Annotated in this window: 9 protein-coding genes; all 9 read right to left on the bottom strand. The window is 52.6% G+C overall.

The genetic code is table 11. The features are described from left to right. Positions 1-177: 177 nt before the first annotated feature. The 9 genes from ABMD26_RS21400 to rfbF all read right to left on the bottom strand — a co-directional run bounded on the left by ABMD26_RS21400 (position 178) and on the right by rfbF (position 13,885). Positions 178-2,097: a hypothetical protein gene (locus tag ABMD26_RS21400; protein WP_354311720.1), complete on the bottom strand. Its 1,920-nt coding sequence runs from the start codon at positions 2,095-2,097 to the stop codon at positions 178-180. A 151-nt stretch (positions 2,098-2,248) separates the two neighbouring features. Then, positions 2,249-3,394: a glycosyltransferase family 4 protein gene (locus ABMD26_RS21395; RefSeq protein WP_354311719.1), complete on the bottom strand. Its 1,146-nt coding sequence runs from the start codon at positions 3,392-3,394 to the stop codon at positions 2,249-2,251. Beyond that, entirely contained in the window at positions 3,395-4,291 is an 897-nt protein-coding gene (locus ABMD26_RS21390; RefSeq protein WP_354311718.1) for a GDP-mannose 4,6-dehydratase, read from the bottom strand. Further along, positions 4,291-5,322: a GDP-mannose 4,6-dehydratase gene (gmd, locus tag ABMD26_RS21385; protein WP_090358543.1), complete on the bottom strand. Its 1,032-nt coding sequence runs from the start codon at positions 5,320-5,322 to the stop codon at positions 4,291-4,293. Before gmd ends, ABMD26_RS21390 begins: the two co-directional genes overlap by 1 nt. A 1,317-nt stretch (positions 5,323-6,639) precedes the next feature. Then, positions 6,640-8,601 carry a hypothetical protein gene (locus ABMD26_RS21380; RefSeq protein ID WP_354311717.1) on the bottom strand — a complete coding sequence of 654 codons (1,962 nt, stop codon included), beginning with the start codon at positions 8,599-8,601 and terminating at the stop codon, positions 6,640-6,642. 131 nt (positions 8,602-8,732) lie between these two features. Then, a complete protein-coding gene (locus ABMD26_RS21375) occupies positions 8,733-10,658 on the bottom strand; it encodes a putative glycosyltransferase family protein (RefSeq protein ID WP_354311716.1) in 1,926 nt (641 codons plus the stop codon). Between the two features lie 108 nt (positions 10,659-10,766). Next, positions 10,767-12,071, bottom strand: a complete 1,305-nt coding sequence (locus ABMD26_RS21370; protein WP_354311715.1) for an NAD(P)/FAD-dependent oxidoreductase — start codon at positions 12,069-12,071, stop codon at positions 10,767-10,769. Between the two features lie 30 nt (positions 12,072-12,101). Then, on the bottom strand, positions 12,102-13,109 hold the full coding sequence (locus tag ABMD26_RS21365; protein ID WP_122742827.1) for a lysylphosphatidylglycerol synthase transmembrane domain-containing protein: 1,008 nt from the start codon (positions 13,107-13,109) through the stop codon (positions 12,102-12,104). An 8-nt stretch (positions 13,110-13,117) separates the two neighbouring features. After that, entirely contained in the window at positions 13,118-13,885 is a 768-nt protein-coding gene (rfbF, locus tag ABMD26_RS21360; protein WP_122742762.1) for a glucose-1-phosphate cytidylyltransferase, read from the bottom strand. Between the last annotated feature and the right edge of the window lie 5 nt (positions 13,886-13,890).

Raw genomic sequence — 13,890 nt, 5'->3', positions numbered from 1 at the left:
TTTCGATTCGTTAGCGCGACTGCCAGCTTATTACCTACCTGACATTAGCTATAAACCAGCCGCATTAAAGAGGGCAGAGCACAATGACTCTCTCAAAGTTTGCGAACCCACTCAAACCCAAATAAAGCCAAGGCATTGTGCGGAATGAATGATTTCGGCTTGGACACGAGAACCTGCTCACTTATCAGTATTAATTGAATATATTTCAAGCGACCTCATCGAAATCACCCCACTTCCCACAGACCACCCACCTAGACCAAAAGAGATTCTCATAGGGCTACCATCTGAATCTATGTAGCTAGTAATTTTAGCATCATGCTTTTCGGATGCAAAAATCGGGCTAAGCATTTCTCGACCATGCATGGAGAAATGGGCAGCATTGGCTAACGGGCTCGCAGATACTACGCTCCAATCAAAATGCCCAACTATCTTATATCTTCCATACGGTAATAGCAACTCTTTGGATACAAGGCCAGCATCAACAAAATTCTCGGCTTTCACGGAGAGGTTTTCTTGATCAAATACGGCCGAACCGTAGCCAGTGAACTTCATATCTTTAGCTACGTAGACGAGACGCAAATCATACGGCGAACTATCTGAATCGATCGAAACTGAAACGTCCTGATCATCTTTAGAAAACCTTATCTGGCATTCATTGATAGCTACGGGAACTCGCCCACCGAATACAATCCGCCAGTTTGCAGGATAGATTGAAAACTCCCCGCCTGCCCTGTAAAGCTCTGAAATAGCGCCGATTAAAATTTTCCAATTCTCTTGATTCATGAAAATCGTCGGGGGAGTTTCACAGAGCCTGACTGCAGAACTAAGCCTTCCGTAAAGGCCTTTTACAGATTCATCAGGGCGCTCAACCTTTCCTACCGCAGACACCCATGCAGGCACCGAAAATATCAATCCAAATATCATGAAGCCAATTACATATATCGGTAACGCCTTATAGGAGCCCTTCCAGTATGACATTGACAAAACCACTAGCTGAAGGATAATAAAAACAGACAATAAAGAAAAGAAGGTAATGCTATGATGAAGAATAGGACCTACCATCTTCGTCAACGCGAAAATATAGACAAATATTTGGAGGATCAGAATGACAACCAAAACCTGCGCAAAAATATGTTTTTTTAAGAACGCGAGCACAGCGCCAATAATCAAGCCAACGAATAGCATAAATCCGATAAAAAGCGAGGGTAGCTCTGAATCTACATTTTGGTAGTGTAGCGGTATTCCAAGGATCGGCTGTCCCACCAAAACTAGAAGCGCCCGAAATGCATCCCAAACGCTATGCTCGCTAGCCGGCCGTAATAAGAAAAAATCAAAAATAGCACGCAAGTTATCCATCTGCAATAACGGAGGGAGCCACAGTACGAATCCGAAAACCAACGATCCAACACCATACATTATATCTTTTTTCATTGGGCGCTGGTGATATAGAGACAATACGACGCAACTCAAACCTAAAACCGCCGCAGGCATCCAAAACGCAACATGCATCTGAGTGACATAGGTCAGAGTGCCCACCAGTAACGGAACGTACCTCAATCCTCTGATAGCGACAAGAGATGCCAAAATGACAGCCAGCACCCAAGGAAAAAGTGTCGCAGAGGGTAGCAGAACGTCAAAAAAAGATTCAGCCCCCATCGCCATGAAAATAACACTAACAACAGTAACAACGAATAGTGCAGCCACAGCCCTTCCTGCTGCATTGCCAACTGTGTAGGCTGCTCCCATTAAGAAGAGAGTGTTATAAAAAAAAGTTCCTGCAACCAAACCCTGCTCTCCTGAATCTGATAACCAATACCAAGGTAAAAGCAAGTAATAGTTAAGCGGACCAGGATGAGCCCATCCAAATCTTGACGAAATACCTACCGCCTGCTGGAACTCAGAGGCATGAAGCATGTCCACCATGAAAATGGCATAATCGCTCGACCAGTACAATTTCGAGGTGGCGCCATTCAGCAATGATCCAAGAATCATAGCCACTATGAAAAAAAGGAGAATAAACGGTACTTTCTCTAACGTCTTTCGGTCACGAGAGAACAAATTCGATCCGCCGGAAAAAATCAAATCACTTGCTCCCATCTGTTCATTTAGACATTAAGACCGATCAAAAACGGCAATACTGGAGGGCTGCAACTACCACCGCGTATCAGGCTCGACACTGAAATCCGCATTATTAGAGCCTCGAAACTAAGGAGGGCTACTTTGTATTTGTAGAAGCCTAGGACTATCATCATTCGCCTTCCATCGTCTTGCGATAGGCAATCAGCGTTTGCTCGGTGCATCGGTCCCACGAGAATCCTTTAGTGTGATCCAGACCCCGTTGCCGTGCAGCGGCGCGCCATTTCACGTCTTCCAGTGCCTGGGCCATATGCTTTGCCAAGGTCTCGATGTCCATTGCTTCGCACATCAGCGCCGCATCACCCGCCACCTCGAGCAGCGACGAGTTATTGGAACACACCACCGGCACGCCCGAACTCATCGACTCCAGCACCGGCAGGCCAAAACCTTCGTACAGTGACGGGAAGGCGAACAACCGTGCGCCCGCGAACAGGATCGGCAGGTCCTCGGCCGGCACGAACCCCAGATAGCGCGCCCAGCCCTGGCGCTGCGCGGATTCGATGCGCGCGAAAATGGCTTCATTGCGCCAGCCCCGATAGCCGGCCAGGATCAACGGCCAGCGCTGACGCGTAGCCAGCGGCAGCCTTTCGTAGGCCGTGAGCAGCGTTTCGATGTTCTTGCGGGGCTCGATGGTGCCGGCGAACAGGCTGTATCCCTCGTGCATCAGCCCATAACGAGCGAGCACTTCGCTGGTTTCGGCGGCGCTGCGCGGATGAAACTCCGGTGAACTGGCCAGCGGTACGGCATCGATCCGCTCGATGGGCCAGTCGAAATACTCAGCCAGTTCGCGCCGCGTGAATTCGGAATCGGTGATCAGGCGATCGGCCCGCTTCAAGGTCAGCCGCAGCTCTTTTTGCAGGTAGCGCGCCAATTGCGGCGCATGACACTGGGACCAGGTGAACGGCGACAAGTCGTGAAACGTCGCGATACGAGGCCCTTTGAACGGCGGCAGATAATAATTGGGGCTGTGATACAGGCAGTCGCCATGAGCCTTCAAGGCTCGGGCCTTGAGCAGCGGCATCAACAGGCGATAGGCCTCGATGGCGAGAAAGTTCTTCTGCACCGCGCGCTTGAGGCTGTAGCCACTGCCGGAGGCATCGGCTGCACTGGGCAACCCTGACAGGAAACTGCGACCGGCGAAGAACTGCAGGTCGGTGATCTCGGGGCTGTTCTGCAGGCGCCGCGCCAACTCATAGGTGTAACGACCGATGCCCGTCAGCGGAAAGCGGACAGGCTCGACGGAAAGGACGACCTTCATTTATTGGGCAGCCAACATCCATTGGAGGGTGTCACGTAAGGGCGGGGTCTGCCAGTCGCCGACCAGCGAGCGCAGGCGAGTATTGTCTCCGCACAGCGTCTTCACTTCGTTTGCCCGCACGAACGCGGGGTTCACTTCCACGCGCATGCGGTGGCCAGTGATGCTTTCGCATAACTCGATCACTTCGCGCAGGGAATGGGTGACACCCGAGCTGACGTTGACGGTCTGCCCCAGGGGCTTGTTTTCCAACAGCCCGCGGTAGGCGGCCACCAGCGCACGAACGTCACTGAAGTCGCGCCATACATCGAGGTTGCCCAGTTCGATGACTTCGGCCTTGCGGCGGAAGTGCGAAACTATCTTCGGCAACAGAAAATTGTCCGCCTGCCCCACCCCGGTGTAGTTGAACGGCCGGGTAATGACAATCGGCAAGCGGGTTTGCCACAGGCTGGCCATGTATTCCATGGCCAGCTTGCTGACGGCGTAATCGTTGGCCGGCGCGGGCGCCGTGCCTTCATCCAGCATGCCTTCGGATGCATTGCCATACACATTGGCGCTACTGGCCAGCAATACACATTCAGGCGCCTTGCCCGAAGCAGCGAGCGCCTCGAGCAGGTTGCGCGTCCCGATCAGGTTGACCTGATAGAACGCATCAGCCACACCATGGCCCACGAACGCCAGCGCGGCGAGGTGGATCACATAGTCTGGCTGCAGCTCTGCCAGCAAGGCGGCGAGCCTGGGCGCATCGTTCAGGTCGGCCTGGTAGTAACCAGGCTCCTCTGACGGCTGACTGCCCAGGCCGATGACTTCATACCCATGAGCCGCCAACTCGGCCGCCATGTAGCGACCGGTGAAACCCTGGATACCAGTGATCAATGCACGCTTGCCGACATTAGCCATCAGAACGAGAACCCTTGCTCATTGCGGCGCAGGTCGGCCTCGACCATCATGCGGCACAGCTCTTCCAGCGACGTTTTCGGCGCCCAGCCCAGTACTTCCTTGGCCTTGGCCGGGTTGCCGATCAGCAGGTCGACTTCGGTCGGGCGGTAGAACTTCGGATTGACCGACACCAGGACCTTGCCGGTCTTGGCGCACAGGCCTTGCTCGGCTTCGGCTTCGCCCTGCCACTTGATCTCGATGTCCGCGGCCTTGAACGCCATGGTGACGAAGTCACGCACGGTTTCGGTACGATTGGTGGCCAGGACGAAGGTGTCCGGCTCGTCGGCCTGCAGCATGCGCCACATACCTTCGACGTACTCCTTGGCGAAACCCCAGTCGCGCTTGGCGTCCATGTTGCCCAGTTCCAGGGTCTCCTGCAGGCCCAGCTTGATCTTGGCGACAGTGTCGGTGATCTTGCGGGTCACGAACTCACGACCGCGCAGTGGCGATTCGTGGTTGAACAGGATGCCGCTGGTAGCGAAGATGCCGTACGACTCGCGGTAGTTGATGGTCATCCAGTGGGCGTACAGCTTGGCCACACCGTAGGGGCTACGCGGGTAGAACGGAGTTTCCTCGATCTGAGGAATGGCCTGCACCTTGCCGAACATCTCGGAGGTCGAAGCCTGGTAGAAGCGCGCTTTCGGGTTGACGATGCGGATGGCTTCCAGCAGGTTCACAGCGCCCAGGCCAGTGATTTCGGCGGTGGTCAGCGGCTGCTCGAACGAAACACCCACGAAGCTCTGCGCGGCGAGGTTGTACACCTCGGTGGCTTCGGTGGTCTGCAGCAAGCGGATGCTGGCGGACAGATCGGTCAGGTCGTATTCAACCAGGTGCAGGTTGGGGTTGTTCTGGATACCCAGCTCTTCGATACGCCAGAAGTTGACGGAGCTGGTACGGCGGTAGGTGCCGTAAACGGTGTAGCCCTTTTCCAGCAGCAGTTCCGCCAGGTAGGCGCCATCTTGACCAGTGATACCAGTGACAATAGCTTTCATGCGAATTAACCAACTCCATTTAGTGCCGACGAGGCAGCGAAAGAGAAACCGAACCACGCTTGCGGCAGCGCAAAGCACCGGCGCCTTATCTGTAAACCGCGGAGTATACATATACCCGCCAGCTCAGCCCAGCTTTAGACAGCCAGGCCTGCGAAAGTCGCTTCAGGTAGGACAGATTAGGTCTGAAAAACCGCGAAAACGGCTGACGCGGCTGGTGCTGCTATTGATAAGCAATTCGCTTGTGGCGGCGCAAGCGGCGTGTATGGGCGCGATGTTCTGGATGAAACGTCGGGGTCAGTGATCGCCTCGATCAAGGCCGGGGTTTGACTGTCGCGGCGCGGCCAACGGGAGACGTAACTCCGGCTCGGGCGGACGGCGAATCCTAAATTGTAGACAATTTCTCGGCTCAACCGTCAACTGGGGACCGTTAGACTGCACAGCTCACCGATAAAATTAAGGTTTGGACGAACATCCAAGCGTGCTCGAAAGTCGTTCCAGATAGACACCAAAACTTCTATCGCTTTACCATGCGTTAGGCAACCACCTTATGTGGTAGGGTGCTCAGTTTCTGAGCCGATAACTATGTATACGTTTTGGTACATATTTCTTCAACGCTAGTGAAGGCAACCAGCCATGTAGGACCGGCCACCTTAATGACTTGTCCAAGAAGATCCTCATGTACATGTTGGAGCGCTTAATAATTGTCTCACAGACCCAAGGCTCTAGCGACAGGCAAGCAGGCACTCTAGACCAGCGACTCCGCGCCTTGTGGACCACTTTAATCTTCTTATCATGCCAGCTTTCGAAACTGTACTTCCGCCGCAAATCATTACGCCGACTTGAATTTCCTACTACGGCAGGCGAGTTACTCCAAGCGCGAGAGCAGCAAACATAAAGCATAATTTACAGAATTGAGCCTATAGGTCTTATCGTACATGCAGAAACTTATTCACCACCAACCTCAATGAACGCCTCATAAACTAAAACCCACCACCAAGATGAGTGCCAGAAGCGACGAGACAGTTTTAGAGCCACACGACGCAAATCCTACCCACTTTAATCAACCAAGTAATGAAGCCAATACTATTCTGCATACAGCATAGACAAGCGCTTTAATGAAGTCCCCCACGCACTAGAATTACCAGCGATACGGCATAGGAGGCATACATGCCCGAGTAGAATAGTAGACAAACAGTCCTATTTCTCACCTAACAAAATCCACCTACTGATCAACCGGCGTTTGAGCATAAAGAGCGGTGTAAGTTTATCGCATTGAGCACCCATAAGCCAATTCCCGCTCACACGCCGGCACTTTATCTATGGCAACACATCGATCCCGCGCAACCCTATACCTAGGATCCTAGTATCCTCAGATAAGCCACGCTCACGAGGTGATTTGGCGTTTTTTATATGTAATCCTAGCGTTAGGAAAGGAACCTTGCAGCCTTCCACCTGCAACTGAACAGGGATCAAATTATCAGTGGGCACCGGCCCGTCGAAAAGGACTATGTCGTCCTGCCGTATCTGAACGGGTTGATTCGCAAAGCTCTGCACATGCAAGATAAGATCGACGCTGCTTCTTGCAGCGTATGGCTGTGCTGGATTGCAAGGTAGAGTCAAAGTAGCGTCAGTCGTAGACCAGCGCCCCCATGGTTCAACATCCAGCCAGCCTGCGCCAAGCATTGGTGCGCCACCATCCGATGGTCCAGCTGGATAATGACCAAATTTCATCACCAATATGGCTGATTTAAGCTGATTGTCACTTAGTCGGACGTAGCGATCTTTCTCTGTAATCGGAAACTCGGTAGCTATGGTCTGCTCAAGCTTCATTAGATCAAGTGCACATGACGATGGCGCCGTCACCATTTGATTACGCTGACCCCCAAATATAAACAGCTTATGGCAGTCGGGGCCGAGAATTGCGCGGGGCCTTAGGGAATATATAGCCTCGCCATATCCAGAATACCTTTCAACAAAGACCTCATCGGGTGGAAAATAGAGATTCGGAAAATCTGTTTGAATCATATTGGACAGCCATGAAGGCACCGAATATTGCTCATGCCTGACTGGGTTATTTTCCCGCGCACTATAAATCCCAAGAACAAGAAGCACTATCACCCATAGTGCTGTCACCCAATTTCGGAACGGCAGACAACGGGCTACGAAGTAGACAATCGGAAAGAACGCCGGCAGATACCACAGGGAATAACGAGCCACGCCTGGAGTGCCAGCAGAGTTGAGATTAATAGTCGATGAGTGCGCATAAAAGTTAATAAAAAAGAACGCCGCCAGGAAAATATAGAATGGCTTACACCCTTCCCTCGAAGCAATAAGCGGCTTCCTCCTCAACAATATTAATGCAGTGCCTATAATGAAAACTCCAACTGGCCAATTTGGCAACAAACCAAGATCCGGATCCAAGATCCATATATAAAACGTTGATAGGTTTCTGCCCAGCGATGCACCGCCAGCAAGCAGTTGGGGTGTCACCACACCATACCTAAGAAAATAATACACAGGATGGACCAATACCATAAGCACTGTCGCAACCACAATACAAACTTCGATCAATGTGAACCGTTGCGTTCGAAACAGAATGAATCGGTAGGTGAAAGGAATAAAGGCGACTAATGCGAAGCTGGGATTCTGCGTTGCAGCAATGGCAATAGCAAATGCTGCTGCCAAGTACATGCGCGAGAAGACAAGCATAATTCCAATTAATGTCGCGCAATAGGTCAGCAGTTCAGTGTGAACCTTGTCCACAAACCAAATAATAGGCGAGCAAAATGTAAGTATTACAAATACTGCAACGCCTCTACCTCCATATAGCCTATAAGCAGTAGAACAGGTTGCAAATAGCAATAGCCAATGTAGCGCAAGAAATGCTTGATGCGGATTGAGCATCAGACCTATAAAACTGGCTACTTTGCTTACTATGAATGCTAGGAAACTGTAAAACCAAAAGTGATTGAAATCGGCTGTCTCACCAAGGTGAAGGGAGGGGAATGCATTCCTTAACCAGTCTAGCGTGACCAACTCAGCGATTCCGTGCTCTGAGAAAAGCTGTTGGTAGGATGCGTACGAAGCACCACCCATCCAAGGTCGGAGCGTATCTCGCCATGCCAAGTAAAGAGCGTAGTACTCCGAGCCGTCGCCAACTCGCACTGGCTCCAGGCGGCCAAGCAGCAAACAAAGGAGCAGAAGCGCTAAACCAATTACGAAATACACCACCACATGCCGATAATTAAAGTGGTGAGGTATGATTTCAGTATCATGCATAAAATTGCCTTATTAGCATACTTACCGCGTCAGTTATGAAATTTACAGCTAGCGATGAAGAGCTTTCACCACACTTCCGCTCACCTGCCTTTTCAGCACTGACCCTCACAAAGTTAATCACACATGCACCCTCATTTAAAACTCAGCCTCTTTAAAGAAAAACTAAGCTCGCGAGTATCATCACCCAAGCCTAAAGCTTTTGGCGAAACAGCATCCGGTGTGGAGAACTCAATAAAATAACTCTTAGCACCCACCGTAGGCATTATGACTTCAAAAGGCTTTATTGGCTCATTATAACGATATACACCTTCATAAACTGGATTACCATTTACCTTGATAAGAAGCCTCTGTTCTGGGTGCTGAACATTTAAATAAGGCGCGAGCTCTACTATCATCGCGGAGGGCTGAATGCTCGGCTGCAGCCAAGTAAACTTAGCGCTCGCACTTAGCATCCACCGACCATGTGGCTCCGGAATACTGAAACCATCGACACTACCTTGCGGAAGCGTGCTCTGTGAAGAGAAGTCGAATTCAGTCCGCGCTTTTTCAACCTTATCTGCCTCAGCCGCCAGACAAGCTGCGGAGTTTACTACGAGCAGCCGATTGCTATTAAGCCGACACTTTGGATTATCGTAACGAGGTGCACCGCGAGCAGTGATCACGTTTTCGTAGTTGTTCAGATCAGCGATGGCATGCGCAGAGTAAACTTCGGGTGTTGCGTATTCACGTGAAGTGCGCGAGATTGCCAATGAAAACATATAATCAAAGGTTGGAGTCTTACTCACGTCTATGACTACGTCCTGCTTAGGCACTACAGCGGGCGTGTATTGACTGGACAATAAACCAGCTAGACTTTTTTCCAGGCCTATTAGATCCGAGAGGTCAAAGTCGCTGTTGCGCGGAGTGGCGTTAGTTGCGATACAAAAAAATAAGGCTGCTACACCAGGAGGGATCAACCAGCCAGGTAGATTGATTGCGTTGATTCGTGGAAGACGCAGCAGCAAAGCGCCTACACCAATACTTGCAAACACCAGAAGCAATGTTAGCAATCCGCTACCATATTTCTTAGCAGCATAGTCGGAACCATACCCAAACTGCGCCAGTAATATTTGCAAAATACAAAGCGAGGCCATTGAAAACCCTAAGGCTCCCAAATATTTGAGTAAAGGCCAACTATACCGGGAGTTTGGACGCAGGTAGATCCAGGCAGCTATGATCGACATTATAAACAGCGTTACGCAAACAGCAATCAGGCCCAAAGGATAACTAATCCGTTCGAAACTTAGACCTCCATTATTCTCAGCAATCATTCGCATTGCGGCGAATGCCGGATTACTCAATACCGCCACAAGCGCAACAATAGGAATGACAACCACCGGCAGAAACCAAATCTCCCATCGCACAGCGTCACGGCGCGCCTTGATACCATCCAACAATACTAGGAATGCAAGGACACCTAGTAGCTCAAGCGTAGGAAGCAGGTGCACGCCAGTATTGATGACCACACCAATGGTCAGGACAAAGTAGGCATACCACCGTCCAGCCTTACGCTCACAGATCAAACCTAGCACAATAACCAGCATGCTGAAGCTTTGAGCCACCAACTGAGAAAAGAAATAGTTATCGTGAATTTCTCCACCATGGACCTCGAGATGTAACACTCGCTTATTAAAAAGCGATATCAAGGCCAGAGAGATCATACTCGCTAACGCTAAAGCTCGCGGCAAGGTACCAAGCAAATATACGTAGCAGAACCAGATTAAGAAAAGGGCTAATAGCGCTGTAAAGTTGAGCCCAAGCAATGGTGACCCAAGAATAAATCCCACAATCGCAGCGAAAATATGGCTAAGCCGCGGGTACAAGTTCATTTCGCCCATAGAGGGATCTGCGGGATTTCCGAGATTGAATTGCTCCCCCACTCTAAATACAAGCACGTAGTGGTGGGCGAGGTCTACGGAATGACCCCATAAATAGTCAATATTAAGGACGATCAATAATGCCAGAGACACCAGCATTAAAAAGACCATTGGCTTTGACGGTAAATTTTGTGAGGACATTCACATCTCCATGATGAGCGTAGCCATCATCCTTTTTGGGATCCTTCAAACAGCTCCGGGCGCCCGCACCAGTCGGACACTCGGAGTATTTCATTGACTATTGAGATCCTATTTCAGCCGCTTGGCCACAGCCCGGCCTTCGCGGATAGCGTAGTTGGTACCACGATCTTCCGGATAGATCTGCGCCATGGTCGAGATCAAGGCATTGTCGTACGGCGTCGAAGCGTCAGGTACATACTGCGAATAGTTACGCTCGGTCACCGGCTGTGCGTACTCGGAGCGCCATACCTTGTAGTCGACGACCCAGTCCTTCTCGAACTTGGGGAACATGCGCTTGAGGTGGCCCAAAGCGAAGTCCAGATACTGCTCGTCGTTGTAGGCCCACACCGGATCCTGAGTCGCCAGGTAGCGCGACAGGTAGGCGATGTGCGTACCTTTGTAGTTTTCCGGGGTGTCGAAGTTGGTGTGTTCGATCACGCCCACGAACGGAAAGCCCGGGTCGTTGACGTTCAACCAGTAGGTGTCGGACAGGCTGTGCTTCAAACGCAGCACCAGGCACATGTTGCCCAGGTACTTGACGCGACGCAGCTTGGCCAGCCACTGGTCGTCGGCCTTGCCTTCGAACAGATCCGCGATCAACGGGAACGACGGCGTGAAGAGGAACTTCTTGCCGGCGACTTCGCCTTTGTCGGTGGTGACGGCTGTGATCTGCTTGCCTTCGGTTACCAGGCCCTGGACCTTGGTATTCAGGCTCACTTCGCCACCGTGCTCACGGATGGCCGAGACCAGCGCTTCAGCCAAGCGACCGAAACCGCCTTTGAAGTAAGCCAGTTCTTCACCACCCTTGTCGTTACGGGTGCTGCCGCGAAGTACCAGCTTCTTCCACATCCACACGGCGTTGACCGCTTCGGCGTAGACCGAGAACTTGGAGTCGATCAACGGCTCCCAGACCACCTTGTACACCGACTTGCCGCACATGCCTTCCAGCCATTCACGGATGCTGAGGTGCTCGATGGACTTCCAGTCCTTGATCTTGCGCACCTGGAACACCAGCAGACCCAGGCGAATACGATCCACGAAGGACAATGCCTTGAAGCGCAACAGGTCCAGCGGCGTGGACAGTTTCCACATGCGGCCGTTGAAGTACATGCCGGTACGGGTCGGCAGCAGGATCACGTCGCCTTCCAGACCCAGTTCCTTGACCAGCTCGGGTACGAACACGTCGTTGTTGAACCAGTGGTGATAGAACTTCTCGACACGCACGCCATCGTCGAATTCGAAGATACCGGCCAGGCCGCCAGGGGTGGAGTCCGCTTCGATGACTTGTACGCTCTTGCCTTGCTTGGCCAGTACATACGCTGCGGTGAGGCCGGTGAAACCGCCCCCTACAATCACTACGTCGTAGTTATTCATTGATGATTACCAGAATGGATAGGGTCTTGATCACTTGCGAGCGGCCTTGAACAGAGCCGGCCGGGACCAGATGGCCAGAGCACCGACGATGGTGGTCGGCAGCCAAAGCGCCAGGTGTACGATCACGGCGTAACTGCCCGCTTGCGCGGAAGTGCCGCCGATCAGGGAAACTGCGGTGAATGCCGCGAGGTGGAACGGACCTACATAACCCGGTGAAGACGGCGCCAGGGTGGACAGCGTGGTGATCGCCATGACCAGCAGCGCCATCAGCGGGGTCGCCTCCAGACCAAGACCCTGCAGGGCAAAGTAGAACAACCCTGCCTCGCCCATCCACACCAGTACCGACAGCAGCAACATACTCCCCAGCACTCGTGGGCGGGACATCACGTCGAAGCTTTCGAACAGGCCGGCGATGGTGCGGAAGATCTGCTGCAGCTTGGGTGAGCCCCTGCCCGCGTCAGTCTCTCCGCCCAGCTTGTTGAACAAGCGCGCGAAGCTGCCGGAGAAGAAGAAACCTACCGCAAGCGCGATGCCTCCCAGCAGTGCCAGCACCACCGCACTTTCGCGCAGTGCAGGCGGGACTTCGAGCGTCTGGATGGCCAGCACGCCCAAGGCGAGACAGGCCAGCAGCGTAACCAGATCAATCAGCCGTTCGACCACCAGGCTTGTCGCTGCAGCGGTTTTGGTCACCCCCATGGCACTGGGGAATACCAATGCACGAACCACGTCACCCAGTCGCAGCGGCAGCACGTTGTTCAGCGCTATGGCACCCAGAAAAGGTGCGGCGCAGTTCTTGAAGCTGACGTTGCTGCCGGTCGCCGAGAGCATCACCGACCAGCGGAAGATCCGGACGGCATAGCCGAAAGCCAGGGACAGCACACCCAGGATCAGGTAATGCCATTCGAACTGCTTGAGAGCCTCCATCACTTCGGAGAACTTCACCAGACGGAAGATGGCTGCCAGACAGATGAGCGTGATCCCGCCCCCTATCAGGTGCTTGATCCAGCGCCGTTCCTTTACCGCTGTCGCTTGAGTCATGTGCTTGCTCAGATCCGCCACGGGGCTTTGTTGGCCGCCCACAGGGCTTCGAGTTCACGCTTGTCACGCAGGGTGTCGCAAGGCTGCCAGAAACCGGTGTGGTGGAACGCTGACAGTTGACCGTCTTTTGCCAGGTTGGTCAGGGGCTCACGCTCCCAGGAAATGCTGTCGCCATCGATGTACTTGATGACCTCAGGTTCCAGAACGAAGAAGCCACCGTTGATCCAGCCGATCTCGTCGCTTGGCTTTTCTTCGAAGCTGGATACGGCGTTCTGGGCGTCGATGTTCAAAACGCCAAAACGGCCTGGTGGCTGTACTGCGGCGACGGTGGCCAATTTGCCGTGCTGACGGTGAAACTCGACTTCCGCGCTGATGTTGATGTCGGACAGGCCGTCACCGTAGGTAAGGCAGAAGGTCTCGTTGTCCAGATAGGGGGCAACGCGCTTCAACCGGCCACCGGTCATGGTTTCAGGGCCGGTATCGACCAGCGTGATCTTCCAGTCTTCGGCCTGGCTGTTGAGAATCTGGGTATCGCCGGTGGACAGATCGATGGTCATGTCCGACATGTGACGGTAATAGTTGAAGAAGAACTCTTTGATGACATAGCCCTTGTAGCCCAGGCAGATGACGAATTCCTTGATGCCATGGTTGGCATACGAACGCATGATGTGCCACAGCAACGGCTTGCCGCCGATCTCGACCATCGGTTTTGGCTTGGTGTCCGATTCTTCGGCGATGCGAGTACCCAGGCCACCGGCCAGAATGACAGCTTTCATATTAC

Source organism: Pseudomonas sp. PvP001, assembly GCF_040546375.1.
Lineage (GTDB): Bacteria > Pseudomonadota > Gammaproteobacteria > Pseudomonadales > Pseudomonadaceae > Aquipseudomonas > Aquipseudomonas coleopterorum.
Note: the sequence above shows the minus strand (reverse complement) of the source record. Positions and strands in the feature narration are given on the sequence as shown.